We start from the raw sequence: 25,906 nt of genomic DNA, 5'->3' as shown, positions 1-25,906 counted from the left end.
TCTGACGGGACAACGCCGTAAAGCGAATGCCGGAGGCATTCGTAGGCGGTGTGCGAGCTGACAAGCGAGCCAAGGTCAGGTCGGACCGTAGGCCCGTCCGTAATTGCGGATGGGCTCCCGCGAAGCGGGTGGGGGAGAGACCTGCGCCCCCTTCAGGGGGAGCTGTCGCCGAAGGCGACTGAGGGGGGGCAAGTCGCAGAACACGAAAGGAACACAATCATCATGGCAAAACAGATCTCACTCGCCGACCTCGCCGGCGGCAACACGGTCACGAATCCCGCACTCGCCGGGCTGAACGGCGCCGGAACGGGCGCCGCAGCCGGCGAACTCGTCCCCACCGCCGCACAGGCCGTCGCCGACGCGACCCAACTCACACCCGACCAGCAGATCGCGAAACTGCCGCCCGCCGACCAGCAGACCGTCGCGCAGATGGCCGACCAGATCGACTTCACCCGCGACGGCATCGAATCCAGCTACGGCAAGGACGCGCAACGCGCCACCAGCACGTTCGCCGACGAAATCCTCTCCGAAACCCGCTCGAAGGACACCGGCGAGGCGGGCGAACTGCTCGGCACGATGCTCGTCACCATCGACGAGGCCGAACTCAGCGGATTCCGCAAGATCCCGATCCTCGGCCAGGTGGCCGTCTCGATCGACAAGCTGCGCCGCCGCTACCAGAAGGTCGACGCGCAGATCGACGAGATTATCACCAAGCTGGAGGCCGCGCAGTCGCGCCTCGTCGCCGACATCTCCATGTACAACACGATGTACGAGCAGAACGCGCAGCAGTACCGCGAACTCAAGATCACCGTGCTCGCCGGCAAGAAGGCGCTCGCCGACTTCCGCGCCACGCAGCTGCCCGCGCTCGAGGCGGAGGCGACGAAGAGCGGCGACCCGATGCAGGCGCAGCTGCTCAAGGACTTCAAGGCGAAGCTCGACCGGTTCGAGAAGCGCCTCGACGACCTCGACCGCATCTCCGTCGTCACGCTGCAGACCGCGCCGCAGATCAAGATCATCCAGAACGCGGACCAGACCATCGTCGACAAGATCGACACGACCATCTCCACGACGATTCCGGTGTGGAAGTCGCAGATGGTGATCGCGCTCGGCCTGTCCAACCAGCGCAAGGCGCTCGACCTGCAGAACAAGGCCGACGACGTGACCAACAAGCTGTTGCAGCGCAACGCGTCGGCCCTGCACAAGGGCGCGGTGGACGCGGAGAAGGCGAACCAGCGGTCCGTGGTGGAGATCGAGACGCTGGAGAAGATCAACTCGGAGCTCATCGCCACGCTGAAGGAGACCGTGCAGATCCAGAAGCAGGGCAAGGCGAACCGTGAGGCCGCCCAGGTCAAGATGCGTCAGATCGAATCCGACCTCAGGAACGCCCTCATCGAAAACGCCCAGGCCATGTGACTCGTTTCATGCCTCCCTCTGACGGGACGCCGCCGTGAAGCAAACGCCAGAGGCGTTTGTAGGCGACGTGCGAGCCGACAGGCGAGCCGATATGAGGTCAGCCGCAGGCTGTCCGTAATTGCGGGGGAGCTGTCGCCAAAGGCGACTGAGGGGGTGTAAGGAGAGCCCTACTTCCGCTTCCCCGTGAACGGTTCGAGCAGCGTGTTCGGATTCGAGACGCCGAGCATGCTGCGCCCACCCGTCTTCTCCGGGTGACGCGCGACGATCGCCATCGAGATCGCGCCCGGCACCATGATGATCGCGAAGATCGCCGCGAGTCCCCAGTGCACGAAGAAGCCCAGCGCGAGGAACACGACGACCAGGCCGATTACGGTCGCGACGATGGTGACGGTGCGCGTCTTCGCGCTCACCGGCTTGAGACCGTCCTCGTCTTCGCCGGACCGCGACCGGCTCTGTGACTGCTTCTCGGATTCATGTGCTTCGCTCATACGCCCCAGCATAGTGCCGTTCGGCCGTGGTCCGGCCGTGGTTCTGCCGCGGTTCGGGAATCGTCCGGTGCCATACTGGTAGCCATGAGTGAGAAGAGCACCCCCACATTCGAACGCACGCCGCGCGACATCCTGATCGGCGCCGGCCTCGTCCTGTTCGGCGGACTGCTGTGGGGCTGCAACGCCACCGTGTCGAAGGTGCTGATGGGGCCGTACCACGTCGATCCGCTGTGGCTCGCCTGCATGCGCGAACTGTTCGCCGGCGTCCTGTTCCTCGCCGCGGCGGGCATCCGCACGCCGAAACTCGTCGCCGGCGCGGTGCGCGACCGGAAATCGTATCTGTCGTTCTTCGTGTGCTCGCTCGTGTGCGTGCTCGCCGTGCAGGTCGCCTACCTCTCCTCGATCGACTGGACGAACGCCGGAACCGCCACCGTATTGCAGTCGCTGAACCTGCTGTTCGTGCTGCTGTTCGTCTGCATCCGCGGGCGGCGCTTGCCTGGACTGCGAGAAAGCGCGGGCGTCGCACTCGCGTTCGCCGGCACCGTGCTCATCGCCACCGGTGGCGACCTGTCCACGCTGAAACTGCCGGCCATGGGCCTCGTGTGGGGGCTCATCAACGCGGCGGCGACCGGCGCGATGTCGATTCTGCCGATGAAGCTCGTGCAGCGGTGGGGCAACATGGTGGTCAACGGCGTGATGTTCGTCATCTCGGGGCTGGTGCTGCTGCCGATTGTGCGGCCGTGGGCCGGGTCGCCCTCGTTCGACGGGCTCGGCTGGGCGCTGATGGCGTTCACCGTGGTGCTGGGCACGTTCGGGGCGTTCGGACTGTTCCTCGCGGGCGTGGTGCGGGTCGGCGCGATGCGCGCCACGATGCTCGGCACGGTCGAGCCGGTCGCCGCCACCGTCTCGTCGGTGCTGTTCCTCGGGGCCGTGTTCACGCCCACCGACCTGGTGGGCTTCGTGCTCATCCTCGCCATGGTGTTCCTGGTGCGGTGACGGGCGCGTGCCTAAGGCCCTCCCCCTTGGCCCTTTCCCCTTACTTTCTCGCAGTCTCTCCCGGTCCCTGTCTTCTTTGTCTTCCCGTTCCCGTCCTTGCGAAGGGGACGCCGACCTATCGAACGATTGGAATGAGTAATGATGAGTGATGAGATCATCCGTGTGCATGCCGTGGTGACGGGCATGGTGCAGGGCGTGGGATTCCGCTACTTCGTGGTGACGAAGGTGCGCGCGATCGGCGGACTGTCCGGATGGGTGCGCAACCGCTATGACGGCTCGGTGGAGGTCGAGGCGCAGGGGTCGCGCGCCGCGGTCGCGCAGCTGATCAGCGCGCTGAAGGTCGGCCCCCGCTGGTCGCAGGTCGAGCATGTGGAAGTGCGCGAGATCCCGGCGGAAGACGGTGCCGGGATGCGTGCCGGCATTGGCTCCAAGCGAGGTTCCCGTGCCGGGGACGGTTTTCGCCGTGCGGCGGAACGGGCCGATTCCTTCCGCGTCTATCCCGATGCCTGAATGGCGTTGATCGCGCGGTGCTGCTCCGCTTCGTTGCCCTTTGAGCCGCGTTATATCCCGTATGCGGTAGGCGCATAGGCTGGCCGTATGGCGAATGTGTATGGTTTGCGGGGCGTTGTGTAGGGTTTCTGACTGGTTGTGTATGGTTCCGGGGCGAACGTGCATGATTGCGGAACGAACGTGTAGTCCATCTGAGCGAACCTGTGGGGTGGCGGCGTGAAGAGCCGCCTGTTCGCTCTGTCGGCCGGTAGGACGTTTGGCGGAATTCCGGGCTTTTGCGTAGGCGCTTGTGCCTGTGCCAGGTCGTTCTTCGGCACCACACCGTACACGTTCGGTCCGGAGGACTACACATTGCCCCGGGAATCGTGCAGGTTGCTCCGGAAACCATGCAGGTTGCGTTCTGAACCATGCACACCGCCCTCCAAACCATGCGCATTCGCGGGTTCGCGTCCGTATTCGCTGATTCCCGGGCATGTTCACTGTGGGTAAAACCGTGGAATGATTCGGGCTCTCGGGAATTGAGTGAAGTGAAAGGCGAAGGTGAGAGCCCCGGAAGGGGTTCCGGAACCGGCCACGATATCCGCTTCCGTTCGCCGCCTATGGCAGGGCGGCGGGCGGGACGGTAGCCAAGCCGTGTTCTCTCCTTGTTGAAGGAGTACCGATTATGGCGATGTTTCCGGCTTTGATGAATGACACGATGTTCTCCGATCTGTTCGATGACCCGTTCTTCGAGGGTTGGCGCAACATGGACTCTCAGATGGGCTCCATGATGCCGGCGAACACGATGGCGAACATGATGACCACGGATGTGCGTGAGACCGACAAGGGCTACGACGTGGACATCGATATGCCGGGCTTCAAGAAGGACGACATCAAGCTCGAGCTGAACAACGGCTACCTGACCGTGTCCGCCTCGCGTTCCAGCGAGCATGAGGACAAGGCTCCGGAGTCCGCGAACGCCTCCGACGCCCAGGGCAAGGGCGAGCAGTGCGCCTGCGGTTCCGACGAGTCCGGTCGTTGGCTGCGTCGCGAACGCTACATGGGTTCCTGCTCTCGTAGCTTCTACGTGGGCGACGAGGTGAAGGAATCCGACATCCACGCCAGCTACAACAACGGCACGCTGTGCATCCAGGTTCCGAAGATGCAGGCCCAGCCGCAAGTCGAGTCCAAGCACCAGATCGCGATTGAAGGCTGAGCCGTTAAGCAGACAGCCCGGTGGGCTGTCTGTAGGCTCAGCCTGAGCGAGGCGAAAGCCGAGCGAAGGCAGGTCTGGGCCCGGCCGTAGGCCGGTCCGTAATTGCAGGGCCGGAGGAGACGCCGTTAAGCAGGCAGCCCGGTGGCTGTCTGTAGGCTCAGACTGAGCGCATCTGACGGTACGCCGTCCGCCCCATACGTCCCCCTTCCTTGGGATTGAGTAGACGGGCGACGCGGAAACAATGCCAGCCAACAAGAGGCCGGCGCATCGAGAATCATCCCCGATGCGCCGGCCTCTTTTGTCGTTGTACGGGGGTTGCCGCCTTCCTTATGGCTCCCTCTGACGAGGGAGCTGTCAGCCGCAGGCTGACTGGGGGAGAGATAGCTGGAACGTGACGTTTGCAACTATCTCTCCCCCACCCGGCTTCGCCGGGAGCCGACACCCCGCCCGCAATCAAGGACGGGCCTGTGGCCCAACCTGAGTGAATCATGGGAATCGTCGGGGAGAATCTTGGGTTTTCTCGGCTCTTCCTGAATCGCGTGTTAGGCTTACGTGCGCATTGTGAAGCGCATGGTGAGTATGTCATGGGGATGATCGAGATGGGTTCTGCTTCGGTCTCAACATTGGATATGGCGTCATCGGCATGGTTGATGCAGATGTCGCTGGTCCGGGGCGTATTGCCGCGGACCGTGTTCATAGTCACCGCATGCGCCGCGGTCGCACTCGTCATATCGCTCGCCGTCGCGCTCGTCCGCCCGACTCAGGTTTTCAGCCAGGTTTCCAGCCGGGCTCCCAGCCAGGCTTTCAGCCCGGCTCCCGGCAAGCCCGCGGATTCCGCCGCCACACCAGCCTCCGCAACCCCGCGCGCCGCCTTCCTTCCCGCGCTCGCCATCCCCGCCGCCGCGCTCGCCGCCGGCCTCATCGGCCTGCTCCTCGCATGGTTCATCTCCGACGGCATCATGGTGTTCGGCGTCTCGCTCGGCTGGCCGGTCATCATCGCCGTCGCCTGCGGGTTCGCCGGTCTCGGCGCGATCGCCGCCGCAATCGTCGTCGCGAACCGTCGCCGCGCGCCCCGCGCCGTTGCTCGCCGCATCACCCGCGCGATCGCGGTCATCCTCATCCCGCTCACGCTGCTCGCCACCGCGCTGCGCGTCGACGCGATCTTCGGCGAATACCAGACCGTCGGCAGCGTCGTCGGGTACACGCCGTACGCGTCGATCGACTCGGTGACCATCCACCGCGCGGCGATGACGGTCGCGCAGTGGCGCGCCGCCGCCGCGCGTCACGACGCGCCGGACCATCCCGCGCACGGCCGCATACTGTCCGTGACCATCCCGAACACGAAATCCCATTTCGCGGCGCGCAAGGCGATGGTATACCTGCCGCCGGCCGCGCTCGCGAAGCGGCCGCCGCGGCTGCCGGTCATGGAGCTGCTCGCCGGGCAGCCGGGCAGTCCGGGGCGGCTGGTCGCGGCCGCCGGCCTCGCGCGCATGATGAACGCGTACGCCGACGCGCATGACGGTCTCGCGCCAGTCGTCGTCGTGCCGGACCAGAACGGTGCCGACACGCACAACAGCCTGTGCGCCGACACCAGCCAGGGCGACGCGGAAACGTATCTCACGCGCGACGTCGTCGCGTGGACGAAACGCACGCTGCCCGTCGCGACCGACCCGCGCATGTGGGCGATCGGCGGATTCTCGCAGGGCGGCACGTGCACGACGCAGATCGCGCCGCGCCACCCGGAACTGTACGGCGCGATGCTGCCCGTCGACGGCGAACTCAAGCCGACCAACGGGTCCGTCGCCGACATGACGAAGAACTACTTCCGCGGCCGTCGCGCCGACTACGACGCGCAGGTGCCGGTCAACGCGCTCGCCGCGCTCGACCCCGGCGAGGCGCGCGGCCTCGCGCTGTTCGCCGGCGCGGGGGAGCGCGACAAGGATTCGGTGCGCAACATGCGCACGATCGCCGCGGCCGCGCGCAAGGCCGGCGTGAGCGACGTGACCGAGATCGTCGTGCCCGGCCACGGCCACGACTGGCATGCGGTGCAGGCCGTGTGGAAGCCCGGCGTCGACTGGTTCAGCGCGCGCACCGGGCTCGGCGCGATGACGAAGGCCGTCAAGGATTACCCGCAAGTGGAGGTGCAGGAATGAGCGGAGAGCAGTCGCAACGGAACGGAACGGCCGGGCAGTCGCAACGGAACGGAACGACTGGGCAGTCGCAACGGAACGGGATGGCCGGACAGTCGTCGCAGTCCGGGCAGTCGCAGTCCCGGCAGTCGGGCCGGCCCCGGCAGACGGCCCGGCCGCAATCGGGCAAGACCCGGCCGACCACCCAGGCGTGGCAGGCGCTCGCCGGCGACGCACGCCGATGGGCGGACGCGCACCGGTTCGCCGTCGGCGCGACGCTCGCGTTCGTGGCGGTGAATCTCGTCGCGTGGATCGCGGCGGCCGTCACCGGATTCGACTTCCCGCTGCGCCTGCACACCAGCATGGCCGAATTCAGCTTCGGCAAGCTCCTGTGCTCGCTGTTCCTCGCACGCGGCGTCATCCAATTGGTCTTCGACGCGTTGCTGTGGCTCGTCATGCTGTCCATCGCCGAACGATGGCTGGGCCGCGCGCGCACCGTGCGCATCGCCGTCGCATGCGCGCTCGGCGGCGTGATTGTCGGTCTGACATTGTGCGCCGCGACCGGGTCGCTGCTGCATGACACCCGCATCATCGAGCGCATCTCGTTCGTGCTGAGCCCGCTCACGCTGCCGGTCGGCGCGCTGATGGCCGCCAGCGCGTACTGCACGCACCTGTGGCGGCAGCGCATCCGTCTCGTCGGCTACGTGGCGATTCTGGTCACGCTGCTGTACAGCGGCAATCCCGGCGGCTACTGCATCCTCGCCGCCGCGATCATCGGCCATGTCGCCGGCGTGGTGATGCGGCAGCGCGAACGTCGCGTCGGCGCGCTCGACGCGACGCACGACGCGACGCGCGCCGAAACCGACGCCTCGGCCGGAACCGAATCCGCCGAAACCCGCTGGCACTGGCTGCGCGGCACCTCGTACGAAATCCGCCGCCTCTACGCCGCGATCGCCATCGTGCTCGCGCTCGGCCCGGTGCTCGCCATCACCGCGCACACGCACGCCGGACCGCTGAGCACGCTGGGACTCATCATGAGCCCCGCCGCGGCCGACGACGGCACGCTCGCCCGCTGCATCGCCGGCTCCACGCGCACCGACTGCTTCCTCCAGTTCGACCTGCTGCGCACGTCGATGCCCGGCGCGGTGCTGCGCTCGCTGCTGCCCACCGCCGTCACGCTCGTGCTCGCGTGGGGCCTGTACCGCGGCCGTCGGTTCGCCGCGATCGCCTCCATCGCCGTCAATCTCGTCACGGCGGGCGTCGCGGTCGCCTACTATCTCGTCGTGCCGCTGCGGTTCGCGCCGGACGGCGTCTACTCGCTCGTCGACCATGGCGCGTTCGCCGCGTGCGTCGCGAACGCGCTGCCGCCGTTCGCGTTCGCCGTGGCGCTGCTCGTCGGTCTGCGCCGGTTCCCGGTGCGCGTCGGATGGCGGCGTCTCGCCGGCGGCGTCACGGCGTGCGTGCTCGCGCTGCTCGCATGCACGGCCGTGTACCTGCTGTACGGTCTCGCGCTTCCGGGCGAGTTCGCGCCGCGTGCCACGGCCGCGACGCTGCTCGCCGAGCTGCCGGGACGGTTCCTGCCGATTGGTTTCCTCAGTCACGTGCGACTCGCGTTCGTGCCGGTCACGCCGCTCGCGTCGATCGTGTACCAGGGCGTGGGACTCGTGTTCTGGATCGTCGTGCTGGTGGTCGTCGTGCGGTGGATGGGCGACGTGACGGCGGTCGACGAGCGTGCGCGCGCCCGTGCGGAACGGCTCGTCGAGGCCGGCGGCGAGTCGATGAGCTTCATGACCACGTGGGAGGGCAACGAGTATTGGATGTCCGATTCCGGGCGGTCCGCGGTCGCGTATCGTGTGTGGGGCGGCGTGGCGCTCACCTGCACCGGGCCGTTCGGCGATCCGTCCGAGTGGGATGATGATCTGATCGCGTTCTCGAAGTATTGCGCGTCGCGGTCGCTGACGCCCGCGTTCTACGCGGTGCATCGCGAACAGCGCGACCGGCTGCTCGCGATGGGATGGCAGTCGATCGAAGTGGGCGGCGAGATGGTCGTCGACCCGCGGCAGTGGAAGACGACCGGCAAGAAGTGGCAGGACATCCGCACCGCGATCAACAAGGCGAAGCGGCAGGGCGTCGTGGACGTGTACTCCACGTTCCTCGACGCGCCGCTCGACGTGCGCGAGCAGATCGAGGACATCTCCGAGGAGTGGGCGCAGGGCAAGGCGCTGCCGGAGATGAAGTTCACGCTGGGTGGCGTCGAGGAGCTGCGCGACCCGCGCGTGCGGCTGTTGTACGCGATGGACGCGGACGGCCGCGTGCTCGGTGTGACCAGCTGGCTGCCCACGTGGCGCGACGGGCGGATCGTCGGATGGACGCTCGACTTCATGCGGCACCGTCCGGACAGCCCGAACGGCGTGATGGAGTTCCTGATCGCGCGTATGGCGGAACGGTTGCGGGATGAGGGGGCTTCGGCTGGTTCGGATGGGGCTGGCTCGGCTGGGGCTGGGTCGGCCGTCGAGTTCATGAGCCTGTCCGCCGCGCCGCTGGCCGGCATGAATCCGGAACGGGACAACACGCTGCCGGGCGGCGCCGGTGACGGCATCGAGGTGCTGCAGCATGCGCTCCAGCTCGTGGCCGACTGGATGGAACCCGCGTACGGATTCCACTCGTTGTTCAACTTCAAACGCAAGTTCCAACCGAGCGAAGAGCCCGTGTACGTGTGCTACCCGGATGCGGCGAAGCTCGCGCAGATCGGCCTGGCCGTCACCCACGCCTACGTGCCGTCCGTCACGCCCGGCGAGATAGCCGGCATGCTCAGGACGCTGCGCAAGTAGTCTTGGGGACATGACTGATACGAACGAGACCAAGAGCAATGCGACGGATGCCACGGGCGTGACGGGCGGGGCTTCCGCGCCCGAGACGAACGTCGCCTATTTCGCGGGCGGCTGCTTCTGGGGGCTGGAACGCTACTTCCAGAACGTGGACGGCGTGACCGACACGACCGTCGGCTACGCGCAGTCCACCGTCGAGAACCCGACCTATGAGCAGGTGTGCGCGGGTCAGACCGATGCCGCCGAAACCGTGAAGGTGACGTTCGACCTGTCACGCGTGACGTTGCGCACGCTTTCGCTGCTGTTCCTCGAGGTCATCGACCCGTTCTCCGTGGACCGTCAGGGCGAGGATTCCGGCCGCCAGTACCGTACCGGCATGTTCTTCACGTCCGATGCGCAGCGGTCGACCTACATCGCCGCGATCGAGCAGCTGATCGACCGTCAGCCGCAGCGTCCGGCCGTGCTCATCGAGCCGCTGCGCAACTTCTACCCGGCTGAGGCGCATCATCAGGATTATCTGGTGAACAATCCCGGCGGCTACTGCCATATCCCGCTCGCCGCGATCGCGAACGTGAAGCGCCGCCAGAAGTACGTGGAGAAGATTTGGGACCTGACGCTCGAACAGTTCGCGGTGACGCAGAACGCCGCCACCGAGCGTCCGTTCGTCAACGAGTACGACCACACGTTCGAGCCGGGCATCTACGTGGACATCGTGAGCGGCGAGCCGCTGTTCTCGTCGCGCGACAAGTTCGATTCCGGCTGCGGCTGGCCCGCGTTCTCGAAGCCTCTGGACGCCTCCTCGCTGACCGAGCATGCCGACGACCGCGTGCCCGGCCGCCCGCGCATCGAGATCCGCACCGCGGACACGCAGATTCATCTCGGCCATGTGTTCGAGGACGGTCCCGCCGAGCGCGGCGGCCTGCGCTACTGCATGAATTCGGCCTCGCTGCGGTTCGTGCCTCGCTCCCGCATGGAGGCCGAAGGCTACGCCAAGTGGATCCCGGCGGTCGACGGCGATGCCGACGGTGACGGTGTGGATGGTGCCGGTGCGGCTGGTGTGGCCGGTGTGGCCGGCGAGTGACGGCGCGGCTCGGCCAGCATCCGTTCTACCAAATCAATCATCACGTCCTTTTCGTCAGGGTCGCTTACCGCTACGAGTAACGTGATGGCCGCAAGATCGTTGTTGGTGATTTCCGGCGTATGGCCGCCGGCGAAGGCGTCGGCGTTTCCCTCAAGGAATCGCACGAACAGTGCGGCGGCCATACGTTTGTTGCCGTCGGCGAACGGATGGTCCTTGACCATGAAATACAGCAGATGCGCGGCTTTCTCCTCGACTGTCGGGTACAGGTCCTGGCCGTCGAAGCTCTGATAGATGGCGCCGATGATGCGTTCCACGGATTCGCCCCGTTCCCGTCCGAGCAACGAATCGGCGGGGTACGCCTGTCGCAGGCGCATCGCCAGAGCATGGACGTCATCGGCTCCGAGTTTCCAGACCGGATGTGTTTGCGGTTCAGGAGATAGTTCGCGCGCATCGTAGTCGCGCAGCATGTCCAATCCCGGCAGGTAGCTTGATACCACATCCGCGATGCCGGCCGCCAGCTGGTTGTCGCTGCGGGCAAGCACGTTGACGATTCTTCCCAGTTGTTCCAGACGTCGCTTGTTGGCCGCATAGCCATCGATGAGGTATCGCCTCAGCACGGTGGTGGCCCAGCGGCGGAATTGCACGCCGCGTTGCGATTTCACACGATAGCCCACGGAAATAATGACGTCGAGATCGTAGTAGGTGACGGGCTTGTCGGAGTGGGCAATTTGCACTTTTTGCAAATTGCTTTCTCCGTTGATTTCTCCTTCCGCGATGGCGTTGGCGATATGTCGAGAAATCGACGCTACGGAACGGTCGAACAGTTCCGCCATCTGGGCCTGAGTCAGCCATACCGTGTCGCCGTTCACATTGACTTCCAGTTGTATGGTGCCGTCCTCGGAACGGTACAGTTCAATGTTCTTGGCTGATTCGTGGGGCGGCGTGTTCGTGACGATGTCTGATGATGCGGCCACGTCGGGCTCATCATCGGCATCGGGCAAGATGATGCCGGTGAGGCTCGCCGTGGCCGGTGTGAGCGGGCTGGTGAGGGCGTCGAGCGCCTGCTCGTACCGCTGCAGGAAATCCTGCGTCGGATTTCCCTCGCGTTCCGCGCGCGACAGCGCCGACTGGGTGGTCCCCATGGCCTTCGCCACCGCGCCCTGCGTGACGTGCAGTCGCCGGCGCTCCTCGCGCAGCTCCTCAATGCTTTTCATACCTCTAATATAGCATATCTGCTATATACGACACGTCGAGACGGTCGTTTTGCCGCCGGCGCGGCGCGATGCAAGGGGTGAACGCGGGGTGCGATGGTCTTGCGGCGGTGTTTCACGTGAAACGTCATTGCACGTGCGGCATGACGCTCCACGCGCCGCCGCTGGTGCGGTCGTACAGCAGCAGTGAGTCGTCGCCGATCGGCCGTCCGTTGCGATACAGCGAATGTGTGTCGCAATACCACAACTCCGCGCGATGGCGCCCCGACTGGCGTCCGGCTGCGGCAGGCTCACCCGTGCCGATGCCACAGCGGCGGTAGAGCGTCGTGGCGACCGGCGTGTGGCCGACGATCTGCCGGTATCCGACGAGCGGGTCGAGCGCCAACTCCTCCATGCCGGTCCAGACCGGCGACGGAATCGATCCGGGCCAGCCGCCGCGCTCATATCCGACCATTACGCCGAACGGCCGGATGCCGCCGGCGATATGCCCTTGCGCGAACGCGTCGATCGCATCGGCTACCTGCGCTGCGCCGGGGATGGGGGAGCGGGCGCCGGTCTTTTCGGTGGAGCCGCCGCCCGGCAGTATCTCATCCGGCAGCGGCTTGTTTGACAATGGTTCTCCCGGCAATGGCTCGCCCGCATCGGCGAGTTTGCCGATCATCCACTCCCACCATGCCTGCGTGACGCCGGCGTGCGAGGCGAGTGCCTGATTCCCGCGCGCATCCGCGAACCCGTAGGCGAGCCGCGGGCGCATCATGTGCAGCAGATAATGCACGTCCGGATAGGCGGCATCGTTGTAGCCGGGGCAGGTGTCGCGGAATGCGCGATGGTCGGCCATCGCGGAATCCGCCCAGTAGGTGAGGTCGTGATTGCCGAGCAACACGATCACCTCGCGCTGCTCGCGTTGCCGATTCACCCACTCCGCAAGCCGTTCGAACGCGGCGACCTCGCCGGCGGCGCTGATGCCCCACTCGTTGAGCAGGTCGCCAAGCAGGACGATCGTGCCGGCGTCGGTGCGATCCGCCGTCTCCTCGATGATCGGGCAGATCTTCGCGCTCTTGCAGTGGATGTCGCCGGAGAAGAGGATGCGGTCGGCGCGCGAACCATCCTGCCCAAGCCCGCGCCGCCATCGTTTCGCGCGCTGCGGCGGTTCGGGCAATACGCGTGCCCTGGCGATGGCCGCAGACCCGTCTTGGTCGTCGGCATCGTACGTGCCGAAGATGAGATCGTCAATCCGCATGATTCCGTTCCTTTCCCGCTTGCCGTCTTACACGATGCCCGCCATATATAGCGGCATGTCCTTGATGGCGCCGCCGTCGTGGTGCTTACGGGTGGAGAATCGGAAGGCGGCGGGGAAGTCGTACTTACGTACGGCGGCTATAAGCGATTTGGCTTGCGTGTGATTGCCTGCCTTGACCTCCACGGGAATGATCTCACCGGATGTCTCATAGAGAAAATCAAGTTCTCCGCTGGAGTTCGATGCGGACCAGTAGCAAGGCGTCGATTCGAGTTTCGCCGTCAGATGTTGGCAGACGAATTGCTCGATGAGGGCTCCTTTGAACTCTTGGAACAACCGATCCCCTTCGATGAGGGTCTTGACGTCCAGCTCGCTCATGGCGCCAAGCAGTCCGACGTCGAGGCTGTAGAGTTTGAAAGCCGCATCATCTCTATAGGCGCGTAGCGGATGCATCGGGGCGCTGACGCGCGGCACTTGCAGTACCAGAGAAGAATCCTTGAGCCATTGGATCGCCAGTTCGAAATCCTTGCCTCGGCCTCCGGATCGTACCGCCCCGTAAATGAACTTTTTGTTCTCGCGTGCAAGTTGGGAAGGCAATGAATCCCAGACCTGATTCAGTCGCAGGGTAAACGAGGCTCCGCGCTCACCGGTGCCGGTATGTTTGGAGAAATCATCCCGGTAGTCGGCCAGCAATGTGTTCTGAATGGTGCGGATGGCCGTGAAGTCGACGTTCGGGAACGTTCTGACGAATCCAAGTACGGCGTCGGGCATGCCTCCCGTATACAGATAGTAGCGGAACCACGTCATGATGTTGTCGTGCATGACGTCGATGAGGTCGAAGTTCTGCGAGGTGAGCAGATCGGCCATGGCATCCTGACCGGCCGCATCGAGGAACTCCAGGAATGTCAGTGGATAGAGTTTCAGCCGATGGACCTTGCCTACGGGGAACGAGGTGCCGGGGTGCAAGGCGATGCCGAGACTGGAACCTGTGGCGAGTACGTGATATTGCGGTGCTGTTTCGGCAAAGGTCTTCAGCGAAAGCAGTGCACGAGGAACCTCCTGCACCTCATCGAAGATGATGAGTGTATCTTCGGGGGTGATCCGAGTCCCCGATTCGATGGATAGTGCCGGGATCAGCCGCTCGACGGTGATGCTTGACTCGAAGAGGGCACGCATGGTGGCGTTGTCGTAGAAAGAGACGTATGCGACTTTGTCGTAATGGGTGCGCCCGAATTCGTTGGCCAGCCAGGTCTTGCCGACCTGACGGGCGCCTTCTAGCAGCATCGGCTTGCGGTTGGGGGATTTCTGCCATTCCTCCAGACGGTGCATCAGAAACCGCTTCATTAGGCCATTCCTTACATTTTCATGCGCACTTTTTAATGTTTATGCTACATTTTCATGTGGACTTTTTGCGTAAATAGGCACATTTTCATGTGGACTTTGGGTAGGGGACGACGAGGGCACGCACTGCCCGGTTTGTTTCGCTGGGCTTGTCGGCCTGTCTCCCAGTTGGCCTCGGCCACAATCACCTTGGCTGTTTCAGCTGGTCAGATGACGGTAGAGTTCCGGGTCGAGTGGTTTGGCGAGCCGCAGCGTGGAGAGCGTCACGTTCACGCGTCCCTCGCCGGACGCGGTGGGCTTCGTGGTGAGCGTCGGATGGTCGAACGCGGCGACGTGGCCGACGTAGTAGTACCGCCCGTCGGCCTCCTCCGCCTTGCGCATGACGAACAGCGGCACGAAATGCGTGCGCTGCCAGTCAGTCGCGCCGGCGGTGACATCGGTGGTGCCGGCGCCACTGCGCGGCGAACCGTCACCATCCATTTCGCTCCGCACCCACCGGAATTCCGGCGACTGCGGCGTGCGCCCGTTCTTGCTGTAGTACCGCATCTCCTGCGCGTTGAGGAATTCGTCCTCGTACTGGCTGGCCGCGTATTTCACGAAGATCGGCATCGTGCCCGTCTCCTTGTCGAGCAGATACCCGCCCACGTTCTGCGGCGTGTTCTCCTTCCGCCATCCACACAGCCGCATGACGTCCGCCATCGAGTATTTACGTTCGTACAGGAACGCGCGGTCGAACGCGCGCCGGTTCTCGCGCGCCTCCCGGAACAGGTCACGGCAGTTGACGAGTCCGGTGCGCAGCGTGTCCGCGAAGAAGATGCGGAACGTGCGGTTCTGGGCGAGCATCGCGGCGAACGTCGCGTTCAGCCGGTACGCGGGTTCGCCGCTGCCGCCGGCGACATCCGTCGCGTCGATCAGCGGCTGCCCGCCGAAGCGTTTGCGATTCGGCCCGGTGAAATACGAGTAGTCGAGCACGCCGATCGCCGAGTCGAATTGCACGCTGGACAGGTCGGCTTGCGGGAAGTCCGCGCGGATCGCGTCGATGAGTGTGCTGCGGGAGATTGGTGCCGATGGTGCCCACTCTGCTTCAGCGGCAGCGTCGCCACCTGGCCGTTCGTCCGCGAACCGGCACAGCCGATCGAGGATGACGAGCTCGTGCGGACGGATGCCCGGCAGCAGCAGTTCCGTCGCCATCTTGAGGACCGCATCCTCGACCTCGCTCACCGGTTCCAGCTGATCCGCGAACGACATTTCCTTGGTTTTGCCAGCTTTGGCCGTTTTCCCGCCGCCGAGACTCTTCTCGCGTGACCGCACGAAATCAAGATAGTTGCTGCGCTTCGAAGCCAACGTGTACGGCAGCGAGGAGTCATAGGCGTAGATATCCATGAGCATCGGGATACGACCGAGCTCGTACCTCACCTGACGATACTGCTCCGACAGCTTCTTCATCTCGGACCAGTCGGCGGTGTCCAACGACTTCAGCACGCGTTCCTTGGCGATTCTGTCGAAGCTGATCGACGACAATCCGATCGACTTGCGTTGCAGGTTCCTGCGCGCCCGGTCGCGGTCGCCGGTATTGCCGTACAAGGCGACCGGAATCAGGTAGTTGTTGGTGTAGTTGCCGATGAAGTCGATGACGACGACGCTTTCCTTATGCGGGAACTTGCGCAGACCACGACCCAGCTGCTGGGTGAAGATGATGCTGGATTCCGTGCTGCGCAACATCACGATCTGGTTGACCGCGGGAATATCGACGCCTTCGTTGAACATGTCGACGGTGAACAGATAATCGAGTTCGCCCTTGGTGAGTTGCCGCACGTACTCGTCGCGCTGCGCTTGCGAGACTTGCTTGCCGTCGGCGTCCGTGCTGGTCACGGCGGCCGTCCGGTAGAGGCGCTCCGCCTGCTGGTTCCACTGCTGGTTGAACAGGCGCGACAATTCGTGCGCCTCCTCCTGACGGCTGCAGAACACGAGCCCGGTGACGGGCACGTTGAACTGCCCGTACTCCTGCAGTTTGTCGATGATGTAGCGCACGCGCTTTTCCGATGCGAGCTGTCTGATCTCGTACTTGAGCTGCTTCGATTGTTTCGCGTCAAGGCCTTGCGTGACGTCCAGGCGATGCGCGGCCTGATCCGGATCATCGTCGGAACCGAGGTATTCGGCGACGCCGTAATAGTGGAACGGACAGAGCATGTTCTCGTCCAGCGCCTTCTGCAGCCGGATTTCGTAGGCGATATTGTGGCCGAACAATTCGAAGATGTTGATGCCGTCGGTGCGTTCCGGAGTGGCCGTCATGCCGAGCATGAAATCGGCGTCCTTGAAATGGTCGATGACGTCCTGATACCCCTTGGCACCGGCATGGTGCACCTCATCGACCAGCACATAGTCGAATTCGTCGGAAGCGAACTGCGACAATACTTCCGGCTGTCGCATCGTCTGCACGGTGGCGAACACGTATTTGCGATCCTGCTGCTTGCTGGTGCCCGAATAGATGCCCAGTTCCGATTCGTCGCAGCCGAGCACTTTTTGATAGGACTTCTTCGCCGCTGCGAGGATCATCTGCTGCTGCGCGATGTACAGCATGCGCTTCGGCTTGTACGCGCGCACGTCGAACGCGGACAGATAGGTCTTGCCGGTGCCGGTGGCCGACACGATGATCGCGCGATGCTCACCTTGCTCACGGAGCTTCCTGAGGTTCTCCAGCGCCTCCTTCTGCATGGTGTTCGGCTGGATGTCGCGGCCTTCGAGGGATTCGAGGATGTCGCGACGTGGCGGCGCGTACTTCTTGAAATCCTCCTCGTACTGTTTGATCCACTCCTCGGTGAGCGGCACCGAATCGGCCACCTGCGAGTCGATTTCGTCACGCACCTGTTGGACCAGTTCGCCATCGGCGAGGGAGGAGACCTTCAGGTTCCATTCGCGTTGCGTGCTCAGCGCCGCACCCGTGAGATTCGAGCTGCCGATGAACAGGTCGTAATACGGGGTGCCGTTATGCATACGTCGTGCGAAAATGTAGCCCTTCGGATGGAACGGTTGGCCTTGCGATTCGGTGGCCGAATCGTTGTCGGAACCTTCCCAGACGCGCACGTCGATGTCGGCGGTGCGCTTCAGATGCAGCAGTTCCCAGAAGGCGCGGGGATCGTTGAAATGATTCTTCGTTGAAGTGATCAGACGGCTGGGGTGCCGAGGCTCGCTGTCGTGATGATCGACGAAGGATTGCAGCAGACTCTGAACGGCGCTGGCCGAGACGAACGCGACGGAGATGTCGAAGGAATCGCTGTTCGCGAGGGCATCGCTGAGCTGATCGTGCATAGTAAGTCCGCCGGGACGATTGGAGATGAGCGCGGGCTTATAGGTGACGGGGGCATCCGGCCGTGGTTCGATGAGACCGGCGATGGCGCCTTCGATCACGGAGTGTCTGGCGTCATTGTCAGATTCCATTGCGGTCGTGGTTGCGGTTGCGGTCGTGGCCGAATGGCCGAGGCGCAGGTTGATGTCGAAATCCGCGTTCGTCATGTCGTCTCCTGATTACTTGATTACTGCCGATTGATTGTGCGACTGGTTACTGGTGGCTGTGGATGGTCGTGTCCGGTCGCACCCGGTCGCGTCTGGCTACTTCGCCAGCGATTGCTTCTTCGCGATGATGCCGACCGCTTCCCGGTCGACCGGTGCCCAATCCAGCTGTGGCATTTCCGCCGGTTCCAACCAACGAATATCCGTGTGCTCGGTGAGATGCGGTGTGCCCGCGGTCAGGTGGCAGATGAACGTGGTGAGGCGCACGGTGCCGAACTCATAGGCGTATTCGCTGGTGCATACTTCCTCCGCCACGTCGACCTCGCACAGCAGCTCCTCTTCGATCTCGCGGTGCAGCGCCTGACGCGCGGTCTCGTGTGGTTCGATCTTGCCGCCGGGAAACTCCCAATACCCGGCGAGCGATTTGCCCGGTCCGCGCCGCGCGCACAACACCGCACCCTCGCGGACGATCGCCGCGCCAACGACATTGATGACCTTGGTCTTGGAACTGCCTGCTTCCATGCGGCCAGGATACAACGGCTACGCTGGAATCGTGGAGGACACGCAGCGGTGCGGATACGCGGATCGTAGATCACTCGTGGATCTGTCACGGTTCACCTTTGGAAGCGCGCGCTCATCGATCACGATGAATGGCATCCGACAACGATTCGTAAGGAGACTGATGATGAGTGTGCATATCCCCGCATGCGCGACGTTCGTGATGCCGAACGGCGAACGAATCCGCTGGTACAGCAATATCGTGAACGCCTTGGAAGCGGACGGCGAAACCGAAATCACCACGCGCGAGCGCTTGGCGGATGTTCTGGCCGACGCTGTTCCGTTGGCGGTCTCAGTGATGCTGCTGTCCGATGATTGGCTGAGCGGAGACGATGTTGACGATGGTGCCGACGGTGGAAGTAGCGAACCTGCTTTCTGAATAGGGCCGTGTGCTACGTTTTCCTACTCTTGGAGATTTGCCTTTCATTTCCCCCTAGCATTTACCTTAGGATTTCTCAGCCCGTAGCAGGTTGTACCGGCCCGCAAACACGTATACGGTTTTGATGAGTTTCTCGCGCAGCTCCTTAGGCTGTTGGATGACGATTGGAATATCGGCGTATTGCAGTGTCCACCAGTAGGCGGCTTTGATGGGACTTCGCACGGTGACCTTATAACGGTTGGACAAATTCGGTCCGACGATTTTCGGATTGTCGAACCATTCGAACAGGGGATTGAATGCTGACGGTGGGACCGTCATGACGATGGTGACTGGCTCATCGGTCACGGGATACGGGCGTTCCCGCATGTAGGTGATGGCGTCGAACTTCAAGCCGTTCATATGAAGTGGAATATCGGTGACTTGAAGGTTGACGATACGGTCGATGCAGAACATGCGCCGCTGAGTGACATCATCGTGCAGTGCGCAGACCAAGTAATATCGGCCATTCTTGAATACCATCTGGTAGGGGTCGACGTGATATTGCCGGGGTTTGCCTGTGTCACCTTCCAGACGCGGACGAAGTTGGCCGTCCGCATCATAATTCGTGTAGTTGAAAATTGCGGAGCAGTGTTGTGTGATGGCTTCATTGAGCAGCCCGATGTTGCGGAGGAATTCCTTGCTGAAGTCGTCTTTGGCACTGGTAGTGGTCAGGTAGTCATTGCCGATCGATATGCCGCCTACCAATTCATTGAGTTTGATGATGATGTCTCTGATCGAGTCTCGGCTGATGCGGGATAGAGCCAGGCCATCAGTGAGTAGACGCGCTTCGGATGGTTCGAAGAATGTACTCATGCGCCAGCCGGGTTGCGGATCGGTGGCTCCTTCGATTTCTCCGGCATCCTCCTCGTTGTTCTTGGGATCGAGTTTATGGATCTCCCTTCCTAGGAAGGTTTGCCCTTCCAAGGCGCTGAGCTGATTGGCGACCGTGCGAAGGGACGGTGCGGAATCCCCGAGTCGTTTTGCTAGGGCGTCGTGGATTCTGCGGGTGCTGAGCCCATGCCCTGAATATGTGTGGCGCCATAGGATCTCGAGAATTGCCGGAGTGCTGTTACTGGCATAATGCTGTCTGGATGATGCTTTTGCAGATGCTTCTCCGTTGGCTGCTATCTGGCTCATAAGATCTGATGCTACGAGGAAAGGTAAGGTGCTCGTGGCGCGATCTCAAATATGGTCTCTCTCGGCCAATGGTTACCTCGGCAAAATTCTGCCGAGGTAAAAATTCGGGTGTTCAATGTGAGTCAAGAGCTCGGACGGGCTCTGAAAAATGGCTGCTTCACAGGGTGTGGGCAGCGAAGTGGACTCTGGAAGGAGTTTGGAACATGACTCAGAATTCGAACGATGGCAATGGCGGCATCATCATCCGTTTCGAGAAGTCGGTGAAGCAATCTGTCGGAGGGACCACGAAGATCGTGGGTCTGGTCCGTGCGAAATATCTGATTCCCGTCATCGATAATCTCGACCTTCAGGCTAACCCGCGTAATTCCAAGACAGGCCCGGTGACGAAGGCCATTCAGCGGTCCATTGATGAGGATCCGATGCTGTTCCCCTTCAAGACCAAGGGCCTGCTGCTCGCCGCATCCGACTATGAGATGATGAACAGGGGACGTATTCGCATTATCTTTAACGATCCGTCCACCGAAGGAATCCTTGATGGCGGCCATAACACGCTGGCCATTGGCTTGTTGATTTTGGAGCGTGCTCTGGGATATGCCCGGTCTACGGGAGTCGCGCGCGTCAAGCTGCCGACAGGCTCGAAAACGTGGGCCGAATTCAAGGATCTATGGAAATCCAATCGCAAGCTCATTCAGGACTATCAGGAGGCGATTCGTAAGGACGAGACACTGAACTCCGAGGAAGAGCCGCAGGGTGATGATCTGTCCTTCTACGTTCCTGTCGAACTGCTGGTGCCGACTGACTCGGCTGATCCCATCTGCGTCGAAGATTTTAGTAATAATCTTCTGGAGATCTGTGTGGCTCGCAACAACAACGCCGAGCTGAACGCCAGCGCCAAGGCCAACCAGAAGGGTTATTTCGACGCATTGGCCGATGCGTTGGGCGAGGTTAACCCGGAAGTTCACGAGCGTATCGAATGGAAGACCAATAACGGCGGCGACATCAAGGTTCAAGACATTATCGCTTTGACGTGGATCGTTCTGCGGTGGATGTGCCCGATCGAAGATGGTGACGGTAAGAAAGTCGAAGCTCCTGCTCCTACCAAGCTGTACGCAAGCAAGGGCGGCTGCCTGGCGCTATTCGAACGTTTCATGAGCTCGCAAAAGGTCACTAGTCAGGACCACAGAAACTATCGTCGCGCTTTGAGGAACACGACCGTTCGTAAGGCATTCGTTTTGGCCGCGCAAGTTCCCGCGTTGTATGACAAGATCTATGCTGAGTTCCCGGGACTGTACAACCGTGCGGGCGGCAGTTATGGCCGTATCACGGCGGTGAAGAATCTGAATGCTCGCACCACCGACAAGGTCACACCGTTCGCCGGTAATCCTGTGGAAGCAGTCAGTCCTGATGGATTCATCACGCCGCTGGTGTACGGTCTGACCGTTCTGGTCGATCCAGAGAAGATGGAATGGCGTACTGATCCTGTTGCGTTCCTTGATAAGTGGTTGCCCGGTATCGTAAAGCGTTATGCGCAGGTATTCGTGCCGTGCGACTATGACCCGCAGAAGGTCGGCAAGTCGGTGGTAAGCTACAACACCGTCGAAGACGCCTACAAGATGGCGCTCGCCGGAATCCTGTGATGTAGCAAATATTGTGCGCTGTCCGCGACGCTTCGCAACCCGTCGCGGACAGTACACATGCGGCGGTAGGCGGTGTCGATATCCACGCCGTCGTCCAGCATACCGGTCACAACGGCCGTCGGATCCATCACGTCGTCCGCGATACGGCGCACCTCGCGGGCGACATCGTCGGGCGTTTCGGCGCGGAACGACCACTCGCGGCCGGACGGCTCTCCGTCCACGGTTGCGCCGTCGCGGATGAACAGAATCAGACTGCCGTCGCCAGCGTATTCAGTAAGGCCGCCGATTCTTTGCGTCTCCAGCAGCGTGTTCAGCGCCTTGAGTCGTGTAACCATGGTGACTTTCTCTCCGTTTCCCATTGCCGCCGTGTCGTTACTCTTCTAGACCTGCGTTCAATCGGATGTAGGCCGCATGCTCGCGCAGGCGCTCGAACGGGTGAGCGAGCAAAATATAAAAAATTATAAAACTTTTCAAAAGATTAATAAAATCTTCAAAAGGGCCTGAGCGTGCGGGACATCTACCATAGTCTTACTGATAGTTTGCTGTCAGTTCTACTGGGGATTCGGCACGAGACGACATCGTCCAGATCGCTCGCCATCAACGGTCGCGCCGTCGCGGATGAACAGAATCAGACTGCCGTCTCGCCAGACTTCACATGTTGCGGTGACGTCTATAGCGCCGAGGATCGGGGCTTGAAGCGTGCGTTGGGAGCGCCGACGATGAGGGCTTTCGCATCAGCGTCGTACCGGCCGCCTGAGATGCAGGCGATTGCGCCCTTGTTCTTGAATTCCATCTGCTGACCTGCTGTGCTGAGGGGGTCGATATCGGTGACCGACGCTCTTCCGTTCGCGATGCGCAGCGTGATGTAGGTGATATGCAGGCGCTCGCAGTCATTCAGGCTCTTGACGATGATGCGTTGAATGCTCGCCGTCGTCTCGGATGCCGCCAGCTGGTCGAGTTGGTTGTCGATATCGGTTTTCGCAGGAGTGGAACGACGGTTCAGCCGCCAAAGATGCGAACTGATGGAAACGGGAAACCGTAAAGTCGCAGCCGTCATAGGAGGGAACAGAACGCGGTCGATGTGATAGGGGTCGGGGTGGTCGTCCGAATCGTAGTGTTGCATCTGCAACGATTTGACACCGAGCTCGGAAGCGATGTCTTTCCCGTCAACGCCGACAAGTCCTGCGTAGGGATTCGCGTCATGATGCATCTCGTAATACTGGTGGAACAGGCGAACGGCGATTACGGTGGTGATGATCGCCGGAATGCCGAACAGCAACGCCGGCACGATGCTTCCATGCTGATCCAGCTCCATCGCGGCCCCCATAATGGCGAACACCCAGCAGAACAAGGCGAACATGGCGTAGAACCACGCCATGTTGAACTGCTGCGCTCTCGCCGCTTTCTCGGCGTCCGCGCGAGGGGCGTCGGTGCCGGTCCAACTGGTGGTACGCCACGATTGTTCGGGAGGCTCCGGGGCGGGAGACTCCAACGACGCCGGCATGCCGATGCCGGCTTGCTGGATGCCGGTATATTGCGTGCCGTCCTGGTCGTCGAATGGCTGCTGGAACTGTGGCTCGGGAATGGCGCTCACGATCCTCCTCGGTCGATGCTCATCGGTTCGTCCTGCCACCATTGTCCTACTCGGAGAGGGCGTATGGCCGTGAATATCGTTCGTGGGGAGGTGATGTTCAGATACGTTTCTCCCTTTGTTCCGCTGCCATTTAACTGTCGAAAGGGCAATGTCGTTTGCGAACACGTCTGGTCATGCATGCGGGAGTAGTGGGACATCCATCGCGGAACGGCCGCTTGTGGCCGGACGGCTATCTGCCCACGGTCGCGCCGTCGCGCACGAACGACATCAGGCGGTTTTGTCGTTTGCTCTGCTTATTCCACCAATTCGTGTAGCTGCCGCACACTGATGACCCGCCCATGCCGTGTCATGAACGAATCATCACCGCCGTAGACCAGCACTTTTTGATTGGCATCACATCCCATCAATTCTCCTAGGGAATCCAACGTGGCGAACACGTGGGGATCATAAGTGGAGGACGCCTTGATTTCCACGAGATACCGTATACGCCCCGCCTTTTCGACAATCAGGTCGGCTTCCTTCTGATTGGAGTCGCGCCAATAGTAGACGTGCGGCGTCTTGCCGCGCGAGTAGTGCTCCTTGACGATTTCCGAAACGACCATGTTCTCGAATAGGTGCCCACGGAACGCATTGTTCGAACGCAGGTCTTCCACACTCTCCAGTCCAAGCAGGTGCGCGGCCAGACCGGAATCGTAGAAGTACAGTTTCGGCGTCTTGGTCAGGCGTTTGCCGAAGTTGCGGTAATACGGTTGAAGACGGAACGTAACGAAGCTCGCTTCGAGAATCGACATCCAATCACTGGAGGTATTTGTGCTGATGCGAGCGTCGGTGGCAAGGGAACTGTCGGAGGTGAGTTCTCCGATGCGGTAGGCGCACAATCCGAGGAATCGCCTGAAATCGGCGAGCTTGCGCACTCCCAGTTCGCCGCGCACATCGCGTTCCACATAAGTGCTGACATAGGTGTCGAAGAAGCGGTTCGGGGACAGGCGGCTGGAATATAGACGGGGGTATCCGCCTCGGAGCAGCCATTCGTCGAGATTGCCGGGCTGAAGCCCGGCCGCCAGGATTTCGGAATAGGTCAAAGGAAGCAGATACGTGAGCCCCACTCGTCCGGCCAGTGATTGCGAGATGGACTTCAGCAGCAGGAAGTTCTGGGAACCGGTGAGGATGAACTGCCCCGGTTCGTTGGTGGCATCGACGATGCCTTGGAGATACGAGAACAGCTCAGGAACGCGTTGTGCTTCATCGATGATCGTGTGCTTCGGGTACATGGTGAAGAACAGGCGCGGATCATCCTCGGCGAGATGCCGAGTGTCCGTATCTTCCAGGCTGACGTATCGGAATTCCGGATGTAGCTCTCTTGCCAGCGTGGTCTTGCCGCTTTGCCTTGGGCCTGTGATGGAAACCACGGGAAATCCGGCGAGCAGTTCATCGATATCCGTGGCCAATGTCCTAGGTATCATTATCTTCCCGTCATTTCAACGATTATCGACTCCTACTGAGAGTTTAACATAACTTCTACTGACAGTTTTGCATAGGAGCTACTGGCAGTTTGACATAATGCCTACTGAGAATTCTGCATGGAATCGTGACTGGTTGCTTCGCGCATGGCGCGGGTGTCACGGGAGGCACCGTCGCTGCCGTCAGGCGTGGTTCCAGCGCTCTCGATGACAGCGCCGCTGCTACCTGTTGCCGCCGACGATCTCGTCGTAGAGGCGGGCGAGGCGGTCCTCGCGCTTGGACTTCACGAGCTCGCACTCCCACACGTCGATCACGCGCCAGCCGGCCGCCCGGAGCTCCGCATGCTGGCGACGGTCGCGCTCGCGATTGCGCAGCAGCTTCGCCGTCCAGAACTCCACGTTCGACTTCGGCGTGCTATGCCGCGCGCACCCCTCATGCGCATGCCAGAAGCAGCCGTTCACGAACACGATCGTGCGCCACTTCGGCAGCACCACATCCGGGTGCCCGGGGTAGCGCTTGTCGTTCTTGCGGAACCGCAGTCCGCGGCGGAACAGGTAGCTGCGCACCAGCATCTCAATCGACGTGTCCTTGCCGCGGATATGCGACATCGTGTACGACCGGGTGCCGCGCGCGTATTTCTCCGGGGGCTTCGGGGTCACCACGGGATCTGCGCCTCGTCGCCCGAGAACGGGCTGTTGTTCGAGAACGGGTCGCCGCCCGAACCCGAGGCGGAGGGGCGCACGCCTGCGCCGCTGCCCGCCGTTGTGCCGTCCGTCGTCACGCCGTGGGCGAGCTCGTCCAGGAACCCATCCACCTCGGCGACGTCGTATCCCTCCTTGAAGCGCACGGTCTGGAACGTCCGGGCTGCGAGTTCGGTCGCCGTCATCGGGTTGCCAGCCTTCAGGCGGGCGATGACCTCGTCGAGAAAATCATCGACCTCGTCGACGTCGTACCCTTCCCTGAAGCGCACGGTCTGGAACGTCTTGTTGCGGATATCATCCACGCTGACCATCGTCATCCTCCCGTCTGGCGACCGGTGGCCGGCGGCCGGGCTCATGCTTCGGGCGGGGCCGGCTGCGGCTGGTCGTCTTATAGCCCTTCAGCTTAGCCTGGGTCGTTGAGACCCGGCGGCGCCGCAGGGAACGAGCCATCGGGCATCGAA

20 protein-coding genes and 2 pseudogenes are annotated in these 25,906 nt (G+C 62.3%); 9 read left to right on the top strand and 13 right to left on the bottom strand.

The genetic code is table 11. The features are described 5' to 3' along the window. The first annotated feature begins 222 nt into the window (after positions 1 to 222). Positions 223 to 1,413, top strand: a complete 1,191-nt coding sequence (locus tag AC1AYN_RS05635; RefSeq protein WP_476532502.1) for a toxic anion resistance protein — start codon at positions 223 to 225, stop codon at positions 1,411 to 1,413. 167 nt (positions 1,414 to 1,580) lie between these two features. On the opposite strand, the gene AC1AYN_RS05630 is transcribed toward AC1AYN_RS05635, so the two are convergent. After that, entirely contained in the window at positions 1,581 to 1,901 is a 321-nt protein-coding gene (locus AC1AYN_RS05630) for a hypothetical protein (RefSeq protein WP_476532501.1), read from the bottom strand. Positions 1,902 to 1,985: 84 nt separating this feature from the next. Here AC1AYN_RS05630 and AC1AYN_RS05625 point away from each other — a divergent pair, with 84 nt between their 5' ends. From AC1AYN_RS05625 to msrB, 6 genes and pseudogenes are all read left to right on the top strand, one after another. Further along, positions 1,986 to 2,897, top strand: a complete 912-nt coding sequence (locus AC1AYN_RS05625) for a DMT family transporter (protein WP_476532500.1) — start codon at positions 1,986 to 1,988, stop codon at positions 2,895 to 2,897. A gap of 138 nt (positions 2,898 to 3,035) precedes the next feature. Next, positions 3,036 to 3,320: pseudogene (locus AC1AYN_RS05620) on the top strand (acylphosphatase); the annotation flags it as partial. 751 nt (positions 3,321 to 4,071) lie between these two features. Next, positions 4,072 to 4,602, top strand: a complete 531-nt coding sequence (locus AC1AYN_RS05615; protein WP_476532499.1) for an Hsp20/alpha crystallin family protein — start codon at positions 4,072 to 4,074, stop codon at positions 4,600 to 4,602. Positions 4,603 to 5,252: 650 nt separating this feature from the next. After that, positions 5,253 to 6,755: an alpha/beta hydrolase gene (locus tag AC1AYN_RS05610; protein WP_476532498.1), complete on the top strand. Its 1,503-nt coding sequence runs from the start codon at positions 5,253 to 5,255 to the stop codon at positions 6,753 to 6,755. A gap of 80 nt (positions 6,756 to 6,835) precedes the next feature. Continuing rightward, positions 6,836 to 9,562, top strand: a complete 2,727-nt coding sequence (locus AC1AYN_RS05605) for a bifunctional lysylphosphatidylglycerol flippase/synthetase MprF (RefSeq protein WP_476532497.1) — start codon at positions 6,836 to 6,838, stop codon at positions 9,560 to 9,562. Between the two features lie 10 nt (positions 9,563 to 9,572). After that, entirely contained in the window at positions 9,573 to 10,640 is a 1,068-nt protein-coding gene (gene msrB / locus AC1AYN_RS05600) for a peptide-methionine (R)-S-oxide reductase MsrB (RefSeq protein WP_476532496.1), read from the top strand. On the opposite strand, the gene rhuM is transcribed toward msrB, so the two are convergent. From rhuM to AC1AYN_RS05575, 5 genes are all read right to left on the bottom strand, one after another. Continuing rightward, complete coding sequence (rhuM, locus tag AC1AYN_RS05595; RefSeq protein WP_476532495.1) at positions 10,544 to 11,854, bottom strand: RhuM family protein; 1,311 nt, start codon at positions 11,852 to 11,854, stop codon at positions 10,544 to 10,546. The two genes, msrB and rhuM, sit on opposite strands and share 97 nt — an antisense overlap. A 124-nt stretch (positions 11,855 to 11,978) precedes the next feature. Next, positions 11,979 to 13,091, bottom strand: a complete 1,113-nt coding sequence (locus AC1AYN_RS05590) for a metallophosphoesterase (protein ID WP_476532494.1) — start codon at positions 13,089 to 13,091, stop codon at positions 11,979 to 11,981. A 27-nt stretch (positions 13,092 to 13,118) separates the two neighbouring features. Next, a complete protein-coding gene (locus AC1AYN_RS05585; RefSeq protein WP_476532493.1) occupies positions 13,119 to 14,432 on the bottom strand; it encodes an ATP-binding protein in 1,314 nt (437 codons plus the stop codon). Between the two features lie 195 nt (positions 14,433 to 14,627). Continuing rightward, positions 14,628 to 17,867: a DEAD/DEAH box helicase gene (locus AC1AYN_RS05580; RefSeq protein ID WP_476532590.1), complete on the bottom strand. Its 3,240-nt coding sequence runs from the start codon at positions 17,865 to 17,867 to the stop codon at positions 14,628 to 14,630. A gap of 171 nt (positions 17,868 to 18,038) precedes the next feature. Continuing rightward, positions 18,039 to 18,461 (bottom strand): (deoxy)nucleoside triphosphate pyrophosphohydrolase, encoded by a 423-nt coding sequence (locus AC1AYN_RS05575; protein WP_476502263.1) that lies wholly within the window; start codon positions 18,459 to 18,461, stop codon positions 18,039 to 18,041. 160 nt (positions 18,462 to 18,621) lie between these two features. Between AC1AYN_RS05575 and AC1AYN_RS05570 the strand changes: the two genes are divergently transcribed. Beyond that, complete coding sequence (locus AC1AYN_RS05570; protein ID WP_476532492.1) at positions 18,622 to 18,876, top strand: hypothetical protein; 255 nt, start codon at positions 18,622 to 18,624, stop codon at positions 18,874 to 18,876. A 66-nt stretch (positions 18,877 to 18,942) separates the two neighbouring features. On the opposite strand, the gene AC1AYN_RS05565 is transcribed toward AC1AYN_RS05570, so the two are convergent. Further along, entirely contained in the window at positions 18,943 to 20,052 is a 1,110-nt protein-coding gene (locus tag AC1AYN_RS05565) for a helix-turn-helix transcriptional regulator (protein ID WP_476532491.1), read from the bottom strand. A gap of 203 nt (positions 20,053 to 20,255) precedes the next feature. Here AC1AYN_RS05565 and AC1AYN_RS05560 point away from each other — a divergent pair, with 203 nt between their 5' ends. Continuing rightward, a complete protein-coding gene (locus AC1AYN_RS05560; RefSeq protein ID WP_476532490.1) occupies positions 20,256 to 21,689 on the top strand; it encodes a hypothetical protein in 1,434 nt (477 codons plus the stop codon). Here AC1AYN_RS05560 and AC1AYN_RS05555 read toward each other — a convergent pair. From AC1AYN_RS05555 to AC1AYN_RS05530, 6 genes and pseudogenes are all read right to left on the bottom strand, one after another. After that, positions 21,659 to 22,024, bottom strand: coding sequence for a hypothetical protein (locus AC1AYN_RS05555; protein ID WP_476532489.1), 366 nt, complete (start codon positions 22,022 to 22,024; stop codon positions 21,659 to 21,661). The genes AC1AYN_RS05560 and AC1AYN_RS05555 overlap by 31 nt on opposite strands. 335 nt (positions 22,025 to 22,359) lie before the next feature. Then, the gene (locus AC1AYN_RS05550; protein ID WP_476532488.1) at positions 22,360 to 23,283 is read right to left on the bottom strand and encodes a hypothetical protein; all 924 of its coding nucleotides are present in this window, start codon (positions 23,281 to 23,283) and stop codon (positions 22,360 to 22,362) included. A 293-nt stretch (positions 23,284 to 23,576) separates the two neighbouring features. Continuing rightward, positions 23,577 to 24,731: an ATP-binding protein gene (locus AC1AYN_RS05545; protein ID WP_476532487.1), complete on the bottom strand. Its 1,155-nt coding sequence runs from the start codon at positions 24,729 to 24,731 to the stop codon at positions 23,577 to 23,579. 234 nt (positions 24,732 to 24,965) lie between these two features. Continuing rightward, a complete protein-coding gene (locus AC1AYN_RS05540; protein WP_476532486.1) occupies positions 24,966 to 25,403 on the bottom strand; it encodes a very short patch repair endonuclease in 438 nt (145 codons plus the stop codon). Continuing rightward, a complete protein-coding gene (locus tag AC1AYN_RS05535; protein WP_476532589.1) occupies positions 25,400 to 25,657 on the bottom strand; it encodes a DivIVA domain-containing protein in 258 nt (85 codons plus the stop codon). The genes AC1AYN_RS05540 and AC1AYN_RS05535 overlap by 4 nt, the downstream gene beginning before the upstream one ends. Then, positions 25,657 to 25,762 (bottom strand): annotated as a pseudogene (locus tag AC1AYN_RS05530) (DivIVA domain-containing protein); the annotation flags it as partial. The gene AC1AYN_RS05535 and the pseudogene AC1AYN_RS05530, both read right to left, overlap by 1 nt. Positions 25,763 to 25,906: the final 144 nt, after the last annotated feature.

It is taken from the genome of Bifidobacterium sp. LH_413, assembly GCF_056357015.1.
This window is presented reverse-complemented; position numbering and strand designations above follow the sequence as displayed.